Origin of the sequence: Agrococcus sp. TSP3-2-1, from assembly GCF_049897585.1 — a bacterium.
Lineage (GTDB): Bacteria > Actinomycetota > Actinomycetes > Actinomycetales > Microbacteriaceae > Agrococcus.
Window position 1 is genome coordinate 309,386 of the sequence record NZ_JAFCWN010000001.1, and the last position, 18,814, is coordinate 328,199.

At 73.3% G+C, this 18,814-nt stretch carries 18 protein-coding genes and 1 riboswitch; of the genes, 6 read left to right on the forward strand and 12 right to left on the reverse strand.

All coding sequences use genetic code 11. The features are described 5' to 3' along the window. Nucleotides 1–74 precede the first annotated feature (74 nt). Genes ACP7BI_RS01615 through surE form a run of 5 tightly spaced genes read left to right on the forward strand, consistent with a single transcriptional unit; the run spans nt 75 to nt 4,404 of the window. Entirely contained in the window at nt 75–1,001 is a 927-nt protein-coding gene (locus ACP7BI_RS01615) for an ABC transporter ATP-binding protein (protein WP_425843241.1), read from the forward strand. Next, a complete protein-coding gene (locus tag ACP7BI_RS01620) occupies nt 998–1,855 on the forward strand; it encodes an ABC transporter permease (protein ID WP_425843243.1) in 858 nt (285 codons plus the stop codon). Before ACP7BI_RS01615 ends, ACP7BI_RS01620 begins: the two co-directional genes overlap by 4 nt. Beyond that, entirely contained in the window at nt 1,852–2,676 is an 825-nt protein-coding gene (locus tag ACP7BI_RS01625; protein WP_249295678.1) for an ABC transporter permease, read from the forward strand. Before ACP7BI_RS01620 ends, ACP7BI_RS01625 begins: the two co-directional genes overlap by 4 nt. A gap of 31 nt (nt 2,677–2,707) precedes the next feature. After that, nucleotides 2,708–3,649, forward strand: a complete 942-nt coding sequence (locus tag ACP7BI_RS01630) for a 1-phosphofructokinase family hexose kinase (RefSeq protein ID WP_425843246.1) — start codon at nt 2,708–2,710, stop codon at nt 3,647–3,649. Then, nucleotides 3,649–4,404 (forward strand): 5'/3'-nucleotidase SurE, encoded by a 756-nt coding sequence (surE, locus tag ACP7BI_RS01635; RefSeq protein WP_425843248.1) that lies wholly within the window; start codon nt 3,649–3,651, stop codon nt 4,402–4,404. The genes ACP7BI_RS01630 and surE overlap by 1 nt, the downstream gene beginning before the upstream one ends. 55 nt (nt 4,405–4,459) lie before the next feature. On the opposite strand, the gene ACP7BI_RS01640 is transcribed toward surE, so the two are convergent. The 9 genes from ACP7BI_RS01640 to ACP7BI_RS01680 all read right to left on the reverse strand — a co-directional run bounded on the left by ACP7BI_RS01640 (nt 4,460) and on the right by ACP7BI_RS01680 (nt 13,174). Continuing rightward, the gene (locus ACP7BI_RS01640; protein WP_425843250.1) at nt 4,460–5,815 is read right to left on the reverse strand and encodes an MFS transporter; all 1,356 of its coding nucleotides are present in this window, start codon (nt 5,813–5,815) and stop codon (nt 4,460–4,462) included. 159 nt (nt 5,816–5,974) lie between these two features. Next, nucleotides 5,975–6,457 carry a 6,7-dimethyl-8-ribityllumazine synthase gene (ribH, locus tag ACP7BI_RS01645; RefSeq protein WP_425843252.1) on the reverse strand — a complete coding sequence of 161 codons (483 nt, stop codon included), beginning with the start codon at nt 6,455–6,457 and terminating at the stop codon, nt 5,975–5,977. Then, the gene (ribB, locus tag ACP7BI_RS01650) at nt 6,457–7,722 is read right to left on the reverse strand and encodes a 3,4-dihydroxy-2-butanone-4-phosphate synthase (RefSeq protein WP_425843254.1); all 1,266 of its coding nucleotides are present in this window, start codon (nt 7,720–7,722) and stop codon (nt 6,457–6,459) included. The genes ribH and ribB overlap by 1 nt, the downstream gene beginning before the upstream one ends. Continuing rightward, nucleotides 7,719–8,345, reverse strand: a complete 627-nt coding sequence (locus tag ACP7BI_RS01655; protein ID WP_425843256.1) for a riboflavin synthase — start codon at nt 8,343–8,345, stop codon at nt 7,719–7,721. The genes ribB and ACP7BI_RS01655 overlap by 4 nt, the downstream gene beginning before the upstream one ends. Next, entirely contained in the window at nt 8,345–9,376 is a 1,032-nt protein-coding gene (gene ribD / locus ACP7BI_RS01660; RefSeq protein ID WP_425843258.1) for a bifunctional diaminohydroxyphosphoribosylaminopyrimidine deaminase/5-amino-6-(5-phosphoribosylamino)uracil reductase RibD, read from the reverse strand. The genes ACP7BI_RS01655 and ribD overlap by 1 nt, the downstream gene beginning before the upstream one ends. A gap of 49 nt (nt 9,377–9,425) precedes the next feature. Beyond that, nucleotides 9,426–9,566, reverse strand: a riboswitch (FMN riboswitch). A gap of 163 nt (nt 9,567–9,729) precedes the next feature. Continuing rightward, nucleotides 9,730–10,305, reverse strand: a complete 576-nt coding sequence (locus ACP7BI_RS01665; protein WP_425843260.1) for a GNAT family N-acetyltransferase — start codon at nt 10,303–10,305, stop codon at nt 9,730–9,732. Then, complete coding sequence (gene trpS / locus ACP7BI_RS01670) at nt 10,302–11,297, reverse strand: tryptophan--tRNA ligase (protein ID WP_211447865.1); 996 nt, start codon at nt 11,295–11,297, stop codon at nt 10,302–10,304. Before trpS ends, ACP7BI_RS01665 begins: the two co-directional genes overlap by 4 nt. A 23-nt stretch (nt 11,298–11,320) precedes the next feature. Beyond that, complete coding sequence (locus ACP7BI_RS01675) at nt 11,321–12,151, reverse strand: exodeoxyribonuclease III (protein WP_425843263.1); 831 nt, start codon at nt 12,149–12,151, stop codon at nt 11,321–11,323. Nucleotides 12,152–12,208: 57 nt separating this feature from the next. Beyond that, entirely contained in the window at nt 12,209–13,174 is a 966-nt protein-coding gene (locus tag ACP7BI_RS01680) for a YihY/virulence factor BrkB family protein (protein WP_425843265.1), read from the reverse strand. Between the two features lie 55 nt (nt 13,175–13,229). On the opposite strand from ACP7BI_RS01680, the gene ptsP reads away from it, so the two are divergent. Further along, complete coding sequence (gene ptsP / locus ACP7BI_RS01685; protein WP_425843267.1) at nt 13,230–14,888, forward strand: phosphoenolpyruvate--protein phosphotransferase; 1,659 nt, start codon at nt 13,230–13,232, stop codon at nt 14,886–14,888. A 3-nt stretch (nt 14,889–14,891) separates the two neighbouring features. On the opposite strand, the gene ACP7BI_RS01690 is transcribed toward ptsP, so the two are convergent. Genes ACP7BI_RS01690 through ACP7BI_RS01700 form a run of 3 tightly spaced genes read right to left on the reverse strand, consistent with a single transcriptional unit; the run spans nt 14,892 to nt 18,720 of the window. Beyond that, nucleotides 14,892–16,541, reverse strand: a complete 1,650-nt coding sequence (locus ACP7BI_RS01690; RefSeq protein WP_425843269.1) for a GTPase — start codon at nt 16,539–16,541, stop codon at nt 14,892–14,894. After that, on the reverse strand, nt 16,538–18,484 hold the full coding sequence (locus tag ACP7BI_RS01695; protein WP_425843271.1) for a dynamin family protein: 1,947 nt from the start codon (nt 18,482–18,484) through the stop codon (nt 16,538–16,540). Before ACP7BI_RS01695 ends, ACP7BI_RS01690 begins: the two co-directional genes overlap by 4 nt. Beyond that, nucleotides 18,463–18,720, reverse strand: coding sequence for a hypothetical protein (locus tag ACP7BI_RS01700; RefSeq protein WP_425843273.1), 258 nt, complete (start codon nt 18,718–18,720; stop codon nt 18,463–18,465). The genes ACP7BI_RS01695 and ACP7BI_RS01700 overlap by 22 nt, the downstream gene beginning before the upstream one ends. Nucleotides 18,721–18,814: the final 94 nt, after the last annotated feature.

The window sequence follows — 18,814 nt, forward strand, 5'->3', positions numbered from 1 at the left end:
ACCGGATGTGTCAACCGACGTTGACAAACTGGCGCTCGTCCGCGCGTGGGCGGCACGGTCTACTGTGGGGCCTTGTGCCAGCACCCGTGATCGAGGCGACCGGACTCCGCAAGCAGTACGGCGACTTCACCGCCGTCGACGGGATCGACTTCGCGATCGAGCCGGGCGAGGCGTTCGGCTTCCTCGGCCCGAACGGCGCGGGCAAGTCGACCACGATGCGGATGATCGCCGCGACGTCGACGCGCTCGGCGGGCGATCTGCGCGTGCTCGGCTTCGACCCCGAGACGCACGGACCCGAGGTGCGGGCGCAGCTCGGCATCGTGCCCCAGGCCGACCAGCTCGACGAGGAGCTGCGGGTCGTCGACAACCTCATCGTCTACGGACGCTACTTCGGGCTGCCGCTCGACTACGTCAAGCGCCGCTCGGAGGAGCTGCTCGAGTTCGCGCAGCTGACCGAGAAGCGCACGGCTCGCGTCGACGGCCTCTCGGGCGGCATGAAGCGGCGCCTCACCATCGCGCGCGGACTCATCAACGCACCGAAGGCGATGCTGCTCGACGAGCCGACCACGGGCCTCGACCCGCAGGCGCGGCACGTGCTGTGGGACCGGTTGTTCCGGCTCAAGGAGGAGGGCACGACGCTCGTGCTCACGACCCACTACATGGACGAGGCTGAGCAGCTGTGCGACCGGCTCGTCGTCATCGACAAGGGCACGATCGTCGCCGAGGGCAGCCCAGCCGCACTCATCCGCGAGTACTCGACGCGCGAGGTGCTCGAGGTGCGCTTCGGCTCGGCCCGCAACGCCCAGGCCGCCGAGACGATGGCCGGGATCGGCGAGCGCATCGAGGTGCTGCCAGACCGCGTGCTCGTCTACGACCACGACGGCGAGGCAGCGATGTCGGCCGTGCACGAGCGCGGCCTCAGCCCCATCACGAGCCTCGTGCGGCGCTCGAGCCTCGAGGACGTCTTCCTCCGCCTCACCGGAAGGTCGCTGATCGAATGAGCGAGTCGGTCCCCACGCGCACGCTCGCCGACAGCGGCGGCGTCGACCACGGCGCGGTCGCGCAGCGCTCCCGCACGTGGGGCTGGTGGTTCGTCGCCGAGCACCGCGTCCGGGCGATGCGCTCCTACGTCTTCTCGTGGATCGGGCTCGGCATCGGCGAGCCGTTCCTCTACATCGTCGGGCTCGGGTTCGGCCTCGGGATGCTCGTCGACGCCAACCAGGGCGAGCAGGGCGTCGACGGCGTGCCCTACCTCGTCTTCGTCGCGCCCGCGCTCGCGCTCGCCGCCGCGATGCAGACCGCCGCGCAGGAGAACACCTACGGCGTCTTCGGCGGCTTCAAGTGGTTCCCGATGTTCTTCTCGATGGGCGGCACCCCCATCTCGGCCGCCCACATCGTGCTCGGCTTCCAGCTCTCGGTGCTCGTGCGCGTGCTGCTGCCGCTCACGGCGTTCGCGATCGTCATGATCGTGCTGCAGCTCGGCACGGTCGCCGGCGCGCTCCTGCTGATCGGCATCGGGCTGCTGCTCGCGACCGCGTTCGGCTTCGCGGTCATGTCGTGGGTGTCGACGCAGACGGATGACCGGGGCCAGCTCTCCTTCATCGAGCGGTTCGTCGTCGTGCCGCTCACGCTCTTCTCGGGCACCTACTTCCCGCTCGAGACGCTGCCGCTGCTGCTGCAGTGGATCGGCTGGATCTCGCCGCTCTGGCACGCCGTCGAACTCGGGCGGACCGCGCTCTACGGCGCGGCGATCGAACCCGTCATGCTGCTCGTGCACCTCGGCTACCTCGTCGCGATCGCGGTCGTCTGCTGCCTGCTCTCCATCCGCACCTTCGCGAAGCGGCTCGACAAGTGAGCGAGCTGCTGCTCGAGGCGCCGGCGCCCACCGTGCGCGGACCGCTCCGCGGCATCTACGCGGGCAACACGCGCTCGGTCGTCGCCCGCGGGCTGCGCGTGATCGCGCGGAACAACTGGCTCATCGTCGTCACCGGCTTCTTCGAACCGGTCTTCTACCTGCTCTCGATGGGCATCGGCCTCGGCGCGCTCATCGGCGGCGTCGAGTTCTACGGCACCGAGGTGCCGTACGCCGCCTACATCGCGCCCGCGCTCATGGCCGTGAGCGCGATGAACGGCGCCGTCTACGACTCGACGATGAACGTGTTCTTCAAGATGAACTACGCGAAGCTCTACCAGCAGATGCTCTCGACGTCGCTCGGGCCGCTCGACGTCGCGCTCGGCGAGATCCTGCTCGCGCTCTTCCGCGGACTGCTCTACGCGAGCGGCTTCATGCTCGTCACGACGCTCATGGGCCTCAACCTCGCCTGGACGGCCGTGCTCGCGATCCCCGCCGCGCTCGTCATCGCGTTCGCGTTCGCGTCGTTCGGCATGGCGATCACGAGCTACATGAAGACGTTCCAGCACCTCGACTACGTGTGGGTCGTGATGATGCCGATGTTCCTGCTCTCGGCGACGTTCTTCCCGATCGAGGTCTACCCGCAGGGCGTGCAGTGGGTCATCCAGGCGCTGCCGCTGTGGCACGGCGTCGACATGATCCGCCAGCTCACCACCGGGCTCGTGCAGCCGTCGATCCTGCTGCACCTCACCTACTTCGCGGTGATGATCCTCGTCGGGCTCGTCTTCACGACGACGAGGCTGCGGGCGCTCTTCCTCCGCTGACGCCCAGCGACGGCCCCTACGCTGTGTCGCCATGGCACGCGTGCTCATCTTCGCCCCCGCACCCCTGCTCACCGTCACGGTCGAGGAGTTCCGCGGCGAGCCGGACGTGCACGTGCACGTCGGCGGCCAGGGCGTCTGGCAGGGCCGGATGCTTCGGTCGCTCGGCGTCGACGTAGCCCTCGTGTGCTCGGTCGCGGGGGAGACCGGGCTCGTCGTGCGGCAGCTGCTCGAGCGCGAGGGCTTCGACGTCGTCGCGATCGAGCGCGACGCGATCGGGCCGGCGTACGTGCACGACCGCCGCGACGACGACCGCGAGCCGATCGTGGAGGCGGAGGGCGAGCCGCTCGCCCGGCACGAGCTCGACGCGCTCTACTCCGCGGCGCTCAGCGAGGCGCCGAAGGCCGACCTCGTCATCCTCTCCGGGCCCGAGGGCGAGTCGATGCTCGAGCCCGACGCCTATCGGCGGCTCGCGAGCGACGTGCGCCAGCTCGGCGTGCCGGTGCTCGTCGACCTGGCGGGGCCGCGGCTCGAGGCCGCGCTCGAGGGCGGGGTCGACGTGCTCAAGGTGAGCCACGAGGAGCTCGAGCAGGACGGACGGGTCGAGGACGGCAGCGACGAGCAGCAGCTGCTGCGGGCCGCGCGGCAGCTCGCCGACGAGGGCATCGGCCTCGTCGCGATCACGCGCGCCGACGCGGGCTCGCTCGTCGTGGGCGAGGAGGGCGCTTGGCGGGTGGTCGCGCCCGAGCTCGAGCCGGTCGAGACGCGCGGCGCCGGCGACTCGTACACCGCCGCGGTCGCCGCGGTGCTCGCGGAGGGCGGTCGCCACACCGACGCGATCCGGCTGGGCGCCGCCGCCGGGGCGGTCAACGCGACCCGCCGTGGACTCGGGACGGGCGACGCCGACGCCATCCGCGCGATCGCGGAGCGGGTCGAGCTGCAGCCGATCGAGCCGCAGCAGGAGGATGAGGGCTGATGCGAGCACTCATCACGAACGACGACGGCATCGACGCCCCGGGCCTCGCGGCCCTCGCGCGCGTCGCCGCCGAGGCGGGGCTCGACGTGGTCGTCGCCGCGCCCGCCGAGGAGCACTCGGGAGCGAGCGCATCCATCATCGCCACCGAGGGCACCGCCGTCACCGCGGCGGGCGGCAAGGGCACCGTGCACACCGAGCGGCGCGAGCTGCCGGGCGTCGCCGAGGCGCACGCCGTGCACGCGGCCCCCGCGCTCATCGTGCTGCTCGCGCTGCACGGCGCGTTCGGGCCCGTGCCCGACGTCGTGCTGAGCGGCATCAACCGCGGCGCGAACGTCGGCAGCGCGATCCTGCACTCCGGCACCGTCGGCGCGGCCCTCACCGCCGGTCAGGGCGGCGTGCGCGCGCTCGCGGTCTCGCTCGACGTCGGCCTGCGCGAAGGCGGCGGCGAGCACTGGGAGACCGCGGCGGCCGTGGTCGCGCGCGTGCTGCCCGACCTGCTCGCCGCGCCGGCCGGCACCGTGCTCAACCTCAACGCTCCCGACGTCGCCGCACCCGACGGGGTCGAGCTCGTCGAGGCGCCGCTCGCGCCGTTCGGCATCGTGCAGACGACGATGACCGAGCAGGACGGCGACGACGTGCGGCTCGCGATCCGGCAGCACCGCGCCGACGACGCACCCGGCTCCGACATGGAGCGGCTCGCGGCCGGCGTCGCGACCGTGACCTCGGTGCCGACGCTCGTCACTCCCGCCCGCTGAACGCGAAGCGGCCCGCCACCCTCCCGGGCAGCGGACCGCACGCATCCGTCGCGCGTCAGCGCTCGATGTCGACGTCCTTGGTCTCCTTCGAGATGACGAGGGCGATGAGCGTCAGCAGGCCGGCGCCCGAGAGGTAGATGCCGACCCAGAAGGGGCTGCCGCCGCCGAGCGTCCACAGCGCCACGGCGATGAACGGTGCGACGGCCGCGCCGAGGATCGACGAGACGTTGTACGAGATGCCCGAGCCGGTGTAGCGCACGTTGGTCGGGAACAGCTCCGGCAGGAGGGCGCCCATCGGGCCGAACGTGAAGCCCATGAGCGACATGCCGATGATGAGCCACGCCATGACGCCGAAGAGCCCGCCGCCCGTGAGCGGCACCCACAGCAGGCCGAAGACGATGATCGCTGCGGTGACCCAGAGGAGCGTCTTGCGGCGGCCGAAGCGGTCGGCGAGCGGGCCCGAGACGAGCGTGAAGATGCCGAAGAAGACGACGCCCAGGATGAGCATGAGCACGAAGGCGTTGTACGAGTAGCCGAGGCCCGGCACCGCTGCATCCACCGGCGCGCGGCCGTAGGTGAGCGAGAACGCCGTCATCAGGTAGAAGAGCACGTACGTCGCGAGCATGAAGAAGGTGCCGAGGATGAGCTCCTTCCAGTGGTCGCGGAACACGGTCGCGAGCGGCAGGCGCTGCACCGTGCCGCTCGACTTCGCCTTCGAGAACGCGGTCGACTCGACGAGCTTGAGGCGCACGTAGAGGCCGACGATCACCATCAGGGCGGAGAACAGGAACGGGATGCGCCAGCCCCACTCGAGGAACGCCTCGGACGGCATCGAGGGGTCGTCGCTCGGCAGCGCCGCGGCGATGATGAGGAAGAGGCCGTTCGCGATGATGAAGCCGATCGGTGCCCCGAGCTGCGGGAACGTGCCGTACCAGGCGCGCTTGCCCACCGGGGCGTTCTCGGTTGCGACGAGCGCCGCGCCCGACCACTCACCGCCGAGCGCGAAGCCCTGCGCGAGGCGCATGAGCACGAGCAGCGCCGCCGCGATCCAGCCGACCTGCTCGTAGGTCGGCAGCACGCCGATGAGGAACGTCGCGACGCCCATCGTGAGCAGCGCGCCGACGAGCGTCACCTTGCGGCCGTGCTTGTCGCCGAGGTGGCCGAAGACGATCGAGCCGACCGGGCGCGCGACCATCGCGGCGCCGAAGACCGCGAACGACGACAGCAGCGCCGTCGTCTCGTCGCCGGCCGGGAAGAACAGGTGCGGGAACACGAGCACGGCGGCGGTCGCGTAGACGTAGAAGTCGTAGAACTCGATCGTCGTGCCGACGAGGCTCGCGAAGATGACGCGGCCGCGGGAGTTGGCCGGCTTGGACGGCGCGGAGGACGCCTGGGTTGCGGAGATGGACATGCTGCTTCCTGGTAAGCGTCGCGCGCGCGGTGGTCGCGGGTGTGCTGGCGCGCGTTGGAGCGGTCCGCTCGTGACGGTCCGGCCGCGTGGGAGCCACCTTCGGCTCCGGGGGACGACTCGCCCAGTGTAACGAGTGTCTGATACCTCGGTCCCTGCCTGCTACGGCCGCATCGACGACAGCGACCGGAGCGCGAGCGCGGCCTCGACGACCGCCTCGGCCGCCTCGCGGCCCTTGTCCTCCTTCGAGCCAGGCAGGCCCGCGCGATCGATGCCCTGCTGCTCGTCCTCGAGGGTGAGCACCCCGAAGCCGACGGGCTTGCCCGTGCGCACGGCGACGTCAGTCAGCCCCATGGTGGCGGCTTGCGAGACGTACTCGAAGTGCGGGGTGCCCCCGCGGATGATCACGCCGAGCGCGACCGCGCCGTCGAAGCCGGCCTCGAGCGCGCCTTGCGCGACGACCGGCAGCTCGAACGCGCCCGGCACGGGCAGCTCGACGACCTCCGCGCCGGTCTCGGCGAGCGCGCGGCGCGCGCCCTCCAGCAGGCCGTCGGCGATGCGCTCGTGCCAGCGGCCGTGCACGATCGCGATGCGCAGCCCGTGCGCGTCGAGGCGGTGGGTCTCGGGTCGTCCGTCTCCGGCCATCAGTGCTCTCCTTGCTCGTCGTTCTGGGTGATCACCGCAGGCAGCTGGTGCCCCATGCGGTCGCGCTTCGCCTGCAGGTACTGCTCGTTGAAGTCGCCGACGCCGACGAGCAGCGGCACGAGCTCGTCGACAGCGACGCCGTGCTTCTCGAGCTCCGCCTGCTTGAGCGGGTTGTTCGAGAGCAGCCGGACCGAGCCGAGCCCCTGCTGCTTGAGGATCGCGGCGGCCGCGCCGTACTCCCGCGCGTCGGCGGGCAGCCCGAGGGCGAGGTTCGCGTCGAGCGTGTCGAGGCCGTCCTCCTGCAGGCGGTAGGCCTTGAGCTTGTTGATGAGGCCGATCCCGCGGCCCTCCTGCCCGCGCAGGTAGACGACCATGCCGTTGCCCGACTCCTGCACCTGCTGCAGCGCGGCGTCGAGCTGCGGCCCGCACTCGCACTTGAGCGAGTGGAGCGCCTCGCCCGTCAGGCACTCGGAGTGCACGCGCACGAGCGCGCCGTCGGAAGGCTGGCCGGCGATGATGGCGACGTGGTCGGCGCCGGTCTGCCGGTCGCGGTAGGCGGCCATGCGGAACGTGCCCCAGCGCGTCGGCACGTTCGTCTCGACCTCGAACGACACGCGCGCCGACTCCTCGTTCGCGCCCTTGCACGCGGTCGGCAGGCCGCCCGCGTCGAGGTAGTCGATGAGGTCGGCGATCGTGATGACGGGCAGGCCGTGCTCGTCGCCGAAGGCGATGAGCGACGGGAGTCGGCGCATCTCGCCCGTGTCCTCGACGAGCTCGCCGATCGCGGCGACCGGTTCGAGGCCCGCGAGCTGCATGAGCTCGACGGCCGCCTCGGTGTGCCCGGCGCGCTGCCGCACGCCGCCCTCGACGGCGCGCAGCGGCACGATGTGGCCGGGCCGGCGGAGGTCGGCGGGCGTCGCCGCGGGGTTCGCGAGCACGCGCAGCGTGTGCGCGCGGTCGTCGGCGGAGATGCCGGTGCTGTCGCGATCGGCGGCGTCGACGGTGATCGTGTACGCCGTCTGCCGCGAGTCCTCGTTCTCGAGCACCATGAGCGGCAGGCCGAGCTCGTCCGCGCGCTCGCCCGTGAGCGGCGCGCACAGGTAGCCGGAGGTGTGGCGCACCATGAAGGCGATCCACTCGGCGGTCGCGAGCTGCGCCGAGATGATGAGGTCGCCCTCGTTCTCGCGGCCCTCGTCGTCGACGACGATGATGGGCTTCCGCTGCCGCAGCGCCTCGAGCGCCGCGTCGATCGTGGTGATGCTCATCGTGCGTCCTCCCGCTGGAGCATGCGCTCGACGTGGCGAGCGACGATGTCGGTCTCGATGTTGACCCGGTCGCCGACGGCCCGGAAGCCGAGCGTGGTGGACTCGAGCGTCTCGGGGATGAGCGACACCTCGAACCACTGCTCGGGCTCGCCCGGCTCGCTCACGGCGGAGACGGTGAGGCTGATGCCGTCGATGGCGATCGAGCCCTTCCGCACCACGAGGTGCGCGAGCTGCGGCGCGAGCGAGAAGCGCACGGTGCGCTGCCCGGAGCCGTCGGTGACGGCGAGCACGGTCGCGGTGCCGTCGATGTGCCCCTGCACGATGTGGCCGCCGAGGCGGTCGCCGACCGCGGCGGCGCGCTCGAGGTTCACGCGGTCGCCCGCCCGGCGGTCGCCCAGTGTGGACATGTCGACCGAGATCTGCATGACGTCGGCCGTGAACGCATCCGTCGTCTGCTCGACGACCGTGAGGCACAGGCCGTTGACGGCGATCGAGTCGCCGTGCGACGCGTCGCTCACGGCGAGGGGGCCGCGCACGGTGAGGCGCCACGCCTCGCCCTGCTCGGATCGGTGGGGCTCGAACGAGACGATCTCGCCGAGCTCTTCGATGATGCCGGTGAACATCACTGCTCGCTCTCTGTCGTGGCCTCGACCAGGAGGTCGCGGCCGAGCTGCTCGAGTCGCGTGACCGCGAGGCGGCGCTGCTCGTCGATGGTGCCGACGCCGATGGCGTCGAGCGCGGTGCGCGGACCTCCGAGGAGGGTCGGCGCGAGGTAGATCGTGAAGCGGTCGGCGAGGTCCGCGCGGATGAACGCGCTCGCGAGCGTCGGGCCGCCCTCGACGTAGAGGGACTGGATGCCGTCGGCGGCGAGGGCGCGGAGCTCGGCCTCGAGGTCGCGACCGGCGGTGCGGAGGCCGCGCGGGTGCTCGCGGAGCGCGGCGCTCGCGGGGATCTCGCGCTCGCCGAAGACGACGGGGAGCGGCTGTGGGGCGGCGTCGACGCCGGGGATGCGCGCGGTCAGCCGCGGGTCGTCGGTGAGCACCGTGCCGGTGCCGACGGCGATCGCGTCGTGGGCGCTGCGCTCGCGGTGCACGTGGGCGCGCGACTCGGGGCCGGTGATCCACTGGCTCGAGCCGTCGGCGGCGGCAGCGCGGCCGTCGAGCGACTGCGCCCACTTGACGGTCACGCGCGGGCGGCCGGTGCGCTGCACGAAGAGCCAGTCGGCGATGAGCGCCTCGCCTTCGGCCTCGTCGAGCCGATCGACGTCGACGCCGCCCGCCGCGAGGCGAGCTGCGCCGCCGGAGGAGGCCTCGCCGGGGTCGGCGGCGCCGTGCACGACGCGGGCGACGCCGGCCTCGAGCAGCGCGACCGCGCACGGGCCGGTGCGCCCGGTGTGGTTGCAGGGCTCGAGGGTGACGATGGCCGTCGCGCCGCGCGCCTCGCCGGGTGCGAGCTTCGAGAGCGCGTCGACCTCGGCGTGCGGGGTGCCGGCGCCGCGGTGCCAGCCCTCGGCGAGCACGCGACCGTCGGGCGAGAGGATGACGGCGCCGACCTGCGGGTTGACGCCGCGCGGGCCGAGCAGCGCGAGCTCGCGCGCGCGAGCCATCGCGTCGCGCTCCGCCGCGCTGATGCCCGCCGTGCCGTTCCCTGCCATGCCGTTCCCTTCCGAACGCGCGCGGGGAACGGGGGGTCGCGAGCGACCCCACGTGCGCCTCCCCTCCGGACTCTCACCGTCGGTGCTGGAATTCCACCAGCTCAGCCGATCGGCCGCTCGGGATCGAGCGGGCCTCTCGGGTCGCGGACTCTCACCGCCGGCTCAGACTTTCACTGACCCCGGGCACGTTGCACTTGCCACCCTACAACTCACCTCCCGCGCGCCCCATTCCCGCTCGCGCATCCGCTGTTCCACCCGCTGAGCGCAGAGTGCCGGCACTCTGCTGCGGACGGGGCCGCTGAGCGCAGAGTGTCGGCACTCTGCGGGGAGTGGGCGCAGCGGCGGGTGAGGTGTCAGTCGAGGGGCGGCCAGGGGCGGGCGCCCGCGGGCATGCCCGACGCCACCCGCACCGCGTGGTGCTGCAGCACGGGCTCGCCGCGCTGGGTGCCCGCGAGGGTGCCGAGGTACGCGAAGCCGGCGGCCTTCGCGACGCGCATCGAGCCGATGTTGCCGTGGTAGCAGCGCCAGCGCACCTCGGGCCACGTGAGGCAGCCCTCCGCGTGCCCGACCACGGTGCGCAGCGCATCCGCCATGAGGCCCTTGCCCTGCGCGTCGGGGTGCAGCCAGAAGCCCACCTCGCCGCGCTCGGTGCGGAGGCCGATGACGCCAGCGAGCGGTCCGCGGAGCGACTCGCGGATCGCCCACACGCGCTCGTCGTGCTCGCCGCGCCAGCCCGCAGGCGCGAACTCCCGCACGAAGCCCTCCGCGTCGGCGCGCGAGTAGGGCCACGGGGTGTCGAGGAAGCGCCGCGCCTGCTCCGTCGAGCACGCCTCGACGACCCGGTCGACGTCGTCCTCGCGGAGCACCGCCAGCAGCACCGTGCGGCCGAGCACCGGCAGCGAGGGGCCCGCGAGCGGCGCGGCGCTCATCGCAGCCCCATCGCCCCCAGCGCGCGGGCGAGCGTCGCGTCGGCCACCTCGGCAGCGCGCTCGGCGTTCGCGGCGAGCAGCCGGTCGAGCTCAGCGGGGTCGTCGAGCAGCTCGAGCGTGCGCTCCCGCACGGGCGCGAGCTCGGCGACGACCGCGTCGGCCACCGCGGTCTTGAAGACGCCGTAGCCCTCGCCCGCGAACTCCGCCTCGAGCGCGGCGACGGGTGTGCCGGTCATCGCCGAGAGGATGTCGAGCAGGTTCGTGACGCCGGGCTTCTCGGCGCGGTCGGCGCGGATCGAGCCGTCGGTGTCGGTGACGGCCGAGCGGATCTTCTTCGCCGTCTTCGACGGCTCGTCGAGCAGCCAGATGACGCCCTTGTCGTTGTCGGCCGACTTCGACATCTTCGACTCCGGCGACTGCAGGTCGTAGATGCGCGCGCCGCCGGCGAGGATCACGGGCTTCGGCACCGTGAACGTCTTCCCGAAGCGCTTGTTGAAGCGCTCGGCGAGGTCTCGCGTGAGCTCGACGTGCTGCTTCTGGTCGTCGCCGACGGGCACGACCTCCGTGTCGTAGAGCAGGATGTCGGCGGCCATCAGGATCGGATAGGTGAACAGGCCGACGGAGGCCGACTCCTGCCCGCCCTTGACCGTCTTGTCCTTGAACTGCGTCATCCGGCTCGCCTCGCCGAAGCCCGTGATGGTCGCGAGCAGCCACTGCAGCTGCGCGTGCGCGGCGACGTGCGACTGCACGTACAGGCACGAGCGGTCGGGGTCGATGCCGCCCGCGATGTACTGCGCCGCGAGCGTCCGCACCTGCTCGCGCAGCACATCCGGAGCCTGGGGCACCGTGATCGCGTGCAGGTCGACGATCGAGAAGAAGGCGTCGTTCTCGCCCTGCATCGCGCGCCACTGCTGCAGCGCGCCGATGTAGTTGCCGAGGTGGAGCGAGCCCGAGGAGGGCTGCATGCCCGAGTAGAGGCGGGGGTTGGTCATGGATGCGTTCCTCGAGTGAGCGGTCACAGGTCGTAGTCGACGATCACGGGCGCGTGGTCGGACCAGCGGGTGTCCCACGCGCTCGCGCGGTCGATGCGGTAGTCGCGCGCGACCGCCGCGAGCGCAGGGGAGGCCATGTGGTAGTCGATGCGCCAGCCGGTGTCGGTGTCGAACGCCTTCCCGCGCTGCGACCACCACGTGTAGGGACCGTCCTGGTCGGGATGCGCCGCGCGGCCGACGTCGACCCAGCCGTGCCCGCGGCCGCGCTTGCCGTCGACGCCCGTCACCATGCCGGTGCCGAAGAAGCGGTCGAGGTAGCTGCGCTCCTCGGGCAGGAAGCCGGCGTTCTTCTGGTTGCCCTTCCAGTTCTTGATGTCGAGCGGCGTGTGGCCGACGTTGAAGTCGCCCATCACGACGACGTGCTCGGTGTGCTGCCGCAGCTGCGGGAGGCGCTTGGCCATCGACTCGAGGAAGCGGTACTTGTCGTCCTGCTTCTGGCTGCCGACCTCGCCGCCCGAGTGCACGTAGGCCGAGACGACCGTCAGCACGCTCTCTCCGACGAGGAAGTCGGCCTCGAGCCAGCGGCCCTTCGTGTCGAAGGTCTTCAGCCCGATGTCGGTGCGATGCTCGATCGACGGCTCGCGCGAGAGCACGGCGACGCCCGCACGGCCCTTCGCGGTCGCCGGGTCGTGCAGCACGTGCCAGCCCGGCACGAGCGGCAGCAGGTCCTCGTCGAGGGCGCGCACCTCCTGCAGCGCCACGATGTCGAATCCGCCGGCCTCGAGCCACTCGCCCATGCCCTTGCGGAAGGCGGCGCGCACGCCGTTGACGTTGACGGAGGCGATGCGGACCATGGGTTCGAGCCTACCGAGGCGCGCCGACGGGCGGCGCCCGTCGCCGGGTCGACGAGCTCAGCGCAGCCGCTTCGCGAGCCGGCGCTGCAGCTTCGCCGCGCCGTCGCCGTCGCGCCTCGCGGCGCGCACCTCCTCGAGCAGCTCCGCCGCCCGCTCGGGCGTGAGCGTCGCGTCGAGCCCGCCGATCTCGACGAGCCGCGTGTAGGCTCGGCCCGTGTCGGTGACCGCGACGAGCGCGAGCACGATGAGCAGCACCTGCATGATGAAGCCGAGCCAGATGAGGATGATGACGGGCGCGGCGATGCCCGCGAGCAGCGGGTTGTTCTCGACCCCGCGGAACAGCAGGGTCGCGAGCTGCTTGAGCACGAAGAACGCGACGCCGCACGCGAGCGCCGCGGGCACGATCTGCTTCGCGGGGAGCCGCAGCCGCCCGCCGAAGCGGTAGAGCAGCAGCACGACCGTCGAGTCGAGCACGAGCTGCACCGCGTAGCCGATGAGCTGCGCCGTCCATCCGAGGCCGAGCGCGTCGGCGAGGCTCTGCGTCACCACGAGCACGGCGGAGGAGACGACGACGAGCAGCCCGATGCCGATCGCGACGCCGAGGTCGCCGAGCTTCAGCAGGAAGAAGTTCGAGGGCGCCGGGCCCAGGTCGAACATCGCCCGGAAGCCCTCGCGGCTCACCGCGATCCACGCGATCGCGGTGACGAGGATCGCGACGGAGGCGATGACGCCGGTGTAGCCGACGATGCTCGAGCCGGTGAGCTGCTCGACGTCGAGCGCGCCCTCGGGCCCGAGGAGGCCGGGGATCGCGGCGCCGACCGACTCGATGACGGCTTCCCGCAGCACGACGTTGTCGCCGAGCACCGCCATGAAGACGGAGAAGGCGAGGAAGAGGGCGGCGAAGAGCGAGAGGAACGCCTGCAGGGTCATGCCCTGCGCGAGCACGGGGCCGCGCAGCTCGAGGAAGCGCTGCCACGCCCGCACCGGCCACGACCGCATCGCGCGGTCGACCAGCTGCTTCATGGGCCCCCTCGCACGCTCGTGGCAACGCTCGGCGAGCCCAGCGTAGTGTTGCAGCATGAGTGCGCTCGCGGGAGTCGGGGTCGGGCGCGGCATCGCTGCCGCGAAGGTGCTGAGGATGCCGGAGCCGCTCGCGCCGCCGAGCGACGAGCCGCTCGCCGCCGACGTCGATGCAGAGCATGCCCGCGTGCAGCAGGCGCTCGCGCACGTCGCCGACGAGCTCAACGCGCGCGCCGCCGCCGCGGGCGGCGAGGCGCAGCAGGTGCTCGAGGCAGCGGCGCTCATGGCGCAGGATCCGGCGATCCTCGACGACGTGCGCTCGCGGCTCGACGGCGGCGCGAACGCCGAGCGGGCGACGTGGGATGCGTATGCGCAGTTCCGCGAGATGCTCACGGCTATGGGCGGCTACATGGCCGAGCGCGCCACCGACCTCGACGACGTCGCCCAGCGCGTCGTCGCGCGGCTGCGCGGCGTCGTCGCGCCGGGCGTGCCCGTCTCCGATGAGCCGTTCATCCTCGTCGCGCGCGACCTCGCGCCCGCCGACACCGCGACCCTCGACCTCGAGAAGACGCTCGCGCTCGTTACCCAGGAGGGCGGGCCGACGTCCCACACCGCGATCCTCGCCCGCTCGAAGTCGCTCCCGGCGGTCGTGGGCGTCGTCGGGCTGCTCGACGCGGCGGCCGACGGGCAGCGCGCGATCGTGGACGCGCGGGCCGGCACCGTCGAGCTCGACCCCGACGACGCATCCGTCGACGCCGCGCTCGCCGAGCGCGAGGCGCGCCTCGCCGCAGCCTCGGCGCCCATCACCGCGGGGGCGCTCGCCGACGGCACGGAGGTGCCGCTGCTCGCCAACGTCGGCTCGCCCAAGGACGCGGCGGCCGCCGTCGCCGCCGGCGCCGAGGGCGTGGGGCTCTTCCGCACCGAGTTCCTCTTCCTCGACGCGTCGAGCGCGCCGAGCGTCGAGCAGCAGACGGCGTCGTACACCGAGCTGCTCGAGGCCTTCCCCGGCAAGAAGGTCGTCGCGCGCGTGCTCGACGCGGGCGCCGACAAGCCGCTCGCGTTCCTGAACGACGCGCTCGAGGAGAACCCGGCGCTCGGGCTGCGCGGCATCCGCGCGCTGCGCGCGAACGAGCCGATCCTGCGCGACCAGCTGACGGCGCTCGCGAACGCCGACGCGGCGACCGACGCCGAGCTGTGGGTGATGGCGCCGATGATCGCCGATGTCGAGGAGGCGGAGTACTTCGTCGCGCTCGGGCGGGAGCTCGGGCTCAAGGTCGTCGGCGCGATGGCCGAGGTGCCGTCGATCGCGGTCGTCGCCGACCAGGTGGTCGAGGCGTGCGACTTCGTCTCGATCGGCACGAACGACCTCACGCAGTACACGCTCGCCGCCGATCGGCAGCTCGGCTCCGTCGCCGCGCTGCAGGACCCGTGGCACCCCGCGGTGCTGCGGCTCGTGAAGATGCTGGGGGATGCGGGGGCTCGCGCTGGCAAGCCGGTGGGCGTCTGCGGCGAGGCGGCTGCCGACCCGGCGCTCGCCGTCGTGCTCGTCGGGCTCGGCGTCACGACGCTCTCGATGAGCGCGTCGGCGATCGCCGACGTGCGCGCCGAGCTGCTGACCGTGACGCTCGGTCAGGCGCGGGCGCGGGCCGAGCGCGTGCTCGGCGCCCGGTCGGCCGCCGAGGCGCGGCAGCTCGCCGCCGCCGTTGCCGCGGGCTGAGGCTCAGCCCACCCCGGGCGTCCGCTTCCGCGAGCCCTGCGCTCGCGCGATCGCGACCGCGAACTCGCGCGCCCGCTCGCGCTCGCCCTCGATCGGCAGCACGACGACCTCCCGTGCGACCGCGCTGACCTGCTTGCGCAGCCGCCGCCTCGCGCGCGACCGCCGCGCCGCGCCGACGGCGCCGCCGATGATCGCGCCGACGATGCCGAGCACGACGCCCAGCAGCAGCCCGCCGAGGAGCGCGACGAGCGGGATGGGCCAGCCGTCGAGCCACGTCGCCGTGCCCTCGACCTGCGGGATGACCGGTGCGACCATGCCCCACAGCGGCAGCAGCACCGGCAGCAGCAGCCACACGCCGCCGAGCACGGCGGCGATGAGCGCGAGCCACTGGATCGCCCCGAGCAGCGGCCACCACCACGAGGCGCGGGCGCCGAGGTCGGTGCGCGCGACCGCCCGGTCGAGCTCCGGCGGCAGCGACTCGAGCGCCTCCGCCGCGTGCTCGTGGATCGCGGCCGACCAGCCGTCGCCGAGCCCCGCCGCGGCTGTGTCGGCGTAGGCGCGCACCGCGGTGCCGGCCTGCGCGCGCTGCGCGGCGCTCATCGGCGGCAGGCTCGTGCGGTGCACCTCTGCGTCGCGCCGCTCGCTCCGGCCGGGCGCCAGGTGGAGGCGGCGCAGCGGGTCGGGCGCGAGCCGCAGCACCCACGACGTGAGCGGCCAGCCCGTCACCTGCCCGGCGCGCTTGCGATAGGAGCCGGCGACCGCGCCCGCGACCGCGTCGACGTTCGCGGCCGCGGCGAGGCCGCGCTCGAGCGACTGCGTGTCGGCGGAGCGCACCTTGCCCGGCACGCCCGCGGCCTCGAGCCGGCCCGCGACCGAGCGGATGTCGGCCGCGAGGCGCTGCGACGCGGCCTTCCGCTCGGCCGCGAAGCGCGCGATCACGCGCCGCAGGTCGTCGACGCCCGCGCCGGTCGTCGCCGAGACCGGCAGCACGAGCACGTCGCCGAGCCCATCGCGGCGCAGCAGCCCGCGCAGCGACTCGACGACGCGGCCCACCTCGGCCTCGGGCAGCCGGTCGACCTGGTTGAGCACCGCGGTCGTGACCGCCGCGTGGCTCGCGAGCGGCGCGATGAAGTCGCGGTGGATGACGGCGTCGGCGTACTTCTGCGGGTCGACGACCCACACGAGCACGTCGACCTGGCCAGCGAGCCGCTCGGCGATCGCCCGGTGCTCGAGCGCGACCGAGTCGAAGTCGGGCAGGTCGAGCACGATGAGCGAGAGCTCCGGCCCAGGGGCGGGCTCGGTGGCGAAGGGCCGCTCCATGATGCGCCGGTCGCTCACCTGCAGCCAGTCGAGCAAGGCGGATGCGCCACGCGGGTTCCAGACGGCGGCGAGCGGCACCGAGGTGGTCGGGCGGCGCACGTGCGTCATCGCGATCTGCTCACCCGCGAGGGCGTTCATGAGCGACGACTTGCCGGAGCCGGTCGCGCCGAAGAAGCCGACGACGGTGTGCTCCGACGAGAGCGCGCGGCGCTCGGCGGCGCTCGCGACGATGCGCCGCACCGCTTCGAGGTCGTCCTCGGGCACGCGACCGGCACCGAGCTCGGCCGCCTCGGAGAGCGCGCCGAGCAGCGCGTCGACGGTCGGCTCGCTCACCGTGCCGCCTCGTCGGCATCGCCGGGCCGCGCGCGAGGCAGCACCGGAGGCGGTGCCCAGCTTGCGCGCGGCTCGAGCTCGCGCACCTCGTCCGCCTCGCCCTCGAGCGGCTGCTCGACGTCGTCGTCGAGCACCTCCGCCTCGACGAGGTCGCTGCGCTGCACCTCGCGGGATGGCGCACGCGCCGCGGCGCCGACCGACCGCATCGCGGTCTCGAGCTCGACCGCCCGGTCGCGCAGCGCATCCGCCGCCGTGCCCCGCTCGACCGGCTCGAGCAGCGCATCCCATCGCGCCGCCTCGGCGTCCATGAGCGCGCGCACCCGCGAGTCGAGGTCATCGCGCGCCTGCGCGGCGAGCCGGCGCACGGCGTCCTCGCCGAAGATCGTCTCGAGCAGCTTCTGCCCGACGACCGCCGAGCCGCCCGCGATCGCGAGCTCGGCACCCGTGAGGCCACCGGTCGATCCGAACACGACGACCATGAGCGCGACGGTGATGACGTTGAGGCCGAGCGACATGACGCGCGCCTTCGTGCGCTTGCCCGCGGCCTGCTCGGTGATGAGCTCGATGAGCCCCTGCTGCCACTCGCGCACGAGCCGGCTCGCGCGCTCCGAGAGGTCGGGGGTCGGATGCGCGAGGTCGACGCCGCTCGTCAGCTGCCGCCCGACCGCGCCCTGCCGCACGCGCGACCAGGCGTCGGATGCGGCGCGGCCGGCCTCGTCGACCATGACGGCGTGCAGTCCGCTCTCGATCTCGTGCTCGACCTCGACGGCCGGCGGCGGTCGGCCCTGGAACCACGCGACCACGCGGTCGCGCGTCTTGGAGTACCAGGACTCGACCGTGCGGAAGACGTCGGAGGTGCCGACGAAGTCCTGCCAGCGGGCGAGCACCTCGCCGCGCAGCAGCACGCCGTCGCGCGTCGCGTCGTGCACGCGCTCTGCCGCGTCCTCGTGCGCCGTGCGCACCGTGGCGCGCAGGTCGCGCACGACGACGAGCTGCTCGTCGCGCGCCTCCGCAACCGCGCGAGCCGTGACCGCGAGCCGCTCGACCGCCCCGGCGAGCGTGCGCCCAGCGACGCGGGCGCGCTCGGCGCGATCGCCCGCGATGCCCTGCAGCCAGCCGCCGACCGCGGCGGCGGTGCCCGCCGGCAGCATGCCGCGCTCGTCGAGCGGCGACTCGGTGACGACGAAGACGGGTGCGGTGCCGAGCCCGCGCGCGGCGAGCATCTGCCGCAGGTCGGCCTCGACCTCGGCCTCGGCGCCGGGCGGCACGCGGTTCAGCACGACGCCGACCGTGATGTCGCGCGCCGCGGCGTCGTCGAGCAGGCGCCACGGCACCGCGTCGGCGTAGCGGTTGGCGGTCGTGCAGAAGAGCCAGAGGTCGGCCGCAGCGAGCAGCTGGGCGGCGAGCTGCCGGTTCTCGTCGGCGATCGAGTCGACGTCGGGCGCGTCGAGGATCGCGAGGTCGCGCGGCACGCGCTCGTCGGCGACGAGCACGACCGAGCCGACGAGCGCCGCGTCGGGGTCGTCGCCCGCCTCGTGCGACGGCGCCTCGCGCACGACTCCCGTGATGCGCGCGAGCCCGGGGAGGATGCGCGTGGAGGCGAACCACGCGGCGTCGGCCGGGGAGTGGAGCAGGATCGGCTGCCGGGTCGTGGGCCGGATGACGCCCGTGCGCGTGACGGGGTGGCCGACGAGGGCGTTCACGAGCGTCGACTTGCCCGCGCCGGTCGAGCCGCCGACGACCGCGAGCAGCGGCGCGTCGAGGTGCGCGAGCCGCGGCTGGATGTAGTCGTCGATCTGCCGCACCGCCGCCTTCCGCGCGTCGCGCGCGGCGTCGGCGCCCGCGACGGCGAGCGGCAGCGCGACGCCGTCGAGCGCTGCCCGCAGCGCGTCGAGCCGGTCGAGCGCGGCGATCGTCTCGGTCACGCCGCCAGTCTGCCCCATCGCACGCGCTCCTGGCTGGGTGCTGCGCCGCCCTCAGCGGCGCCGGTCGCGGCGTCGGAGAGCGCGCCGCCCGCGGACGAGCGGATCTCCTGCCCGCCGAAGAGCCCGCCGCCGAGCGCGGCGGCGGCGATCGTGATCGGGAGCGCGAGCAGCACCGCCCATGCGCGCACACGGTCGGCGGTCGTCGGGGCGCCGTTCCTCGAGTGCGGGGCACGGGTCTCGGAAGCGCTGGCCATGGCCCGACGATAGGTTGCCAGGCTAACGATCTCCTGGACGAGACGACGAAGGGCCGATCCCGAGCGGGACCGACCCTTCGAGCGGCAGGCTCTC

What these genes read in the sequence shown, in the direction of transcription:
- ACP7BI_RS01655 (WP_425843256.1), bottom strand. Translation starts at nt 8,345, where the DNA reads ATGTTCACCGGCATCATCGAAGAGCTCGGCGAGATCGTCTCGTTCGAG.
- ACP7BI_RS01665 (WP_425843260.1), bottom strand. Translation starts at nt 10,305, where the DNA reads ATGAGCGCCGCGCCGCTCGCGGGCCCCTCGCTGCCGGTGCTCGGCCGC.
- ribH (WP_425843252.1), bottom strand. Translation starts at nt 6,457, where the DNA reads ATGGCCGGAGACGGACGACCCGAGACCCACCGCCTCGACGCGCACGGG.
- ACP7BI_RS01620 (WP_425843243.1), top strand. Translation starts at nt 998, where the DNA reads ATGAGCGAGTCGGTCCCCACGCGCACGCTCGCCGACAGCGGCGGCGTC.
- ACP7BI_RS01700 (WP_425843273.1), bottom strand. Translation starts at nt 18,720, where the DNA reads ATGGCCAGCGCTTCCGAGACCCGTGCCCCGCACTCGAGGAACGGCGCC.
- ribB (WP_425843254.1), bottom strand. Translation starts at nt 7,722, where the DNA reads ATGAGCATCACCACGATCGACGCGGCGCTCGAGGCGCTGCGGCAGCGG.
- ACP7BI_RS01680 (WP_425843265.1), bottom strand. Translation starts at nt 13,174, where the DNA reads ATGAAGCAGCTGGTCGACCGCGCGATGCGGTCGTGGCCGGTGCGGGCG.
- ACP7BI_RS01640 (WP_425843250.1), bottom strand. Translation starts at nt 5,815, where the DNA reads ATGTCCATCTCCGCAACCCAGGCGTCCTCCGCGCCGTCCAAGCCGGCC.
- ACP7BI_RS01695 (WP_425843271.1), bottom strand. Translation starts at nt 18,484, where the DNA reads ATGGGGCAGACTGGCGGCGTGACCGAGACGATCGCCGCGCTCGACCGG.
- ribD (WP_425843258.1), bottom strand. Translation starts at nt 9,376, where the DNA reads ATGGCAGGGAACGGCACGGCGGGCATCAGCGCGGCGGAGCGCGACGCG.
- ACP7BI_RS01630 (WP_425843246.1), top strand. Translation starts at nt 2,708, where the DNA reads ATGGCACGCGTGCTCATCTTCGCCCCCGCACCCCTGCTCACCGTCACG.
- ptsP (WP_425843267.1), top strand. Translation starts at nt 13,230, where the DNA reads ATGAGTGCGCTCGCGGGAGTCGGGGTCGGGCGCGGCATCGCTGCCGCG.
- trpS (WP_211447865.1), bottom strand. Translation starts at nt 11,297, where the DNA reads ATGACCAACCCCCGCCTCTACTCGGGCATGCAGCCCTCCTCGGGCTCG.
- ACP7BI_RS01675 (WP_425843263.1), bottom strand. Translation starts at nt 12,151, where the DNA reads ATGGTCCGCATCGCCTCCGTCAACGTCAACGGCGTGCGCGCCGCCTTC.
- surE (WP_425843248.1), top strand. Translation starts at nt 3,649, where the DNA reads ATGCGAGCACTCATCACGAACGACGACGGCATCGACGCCCCGGGCCTC.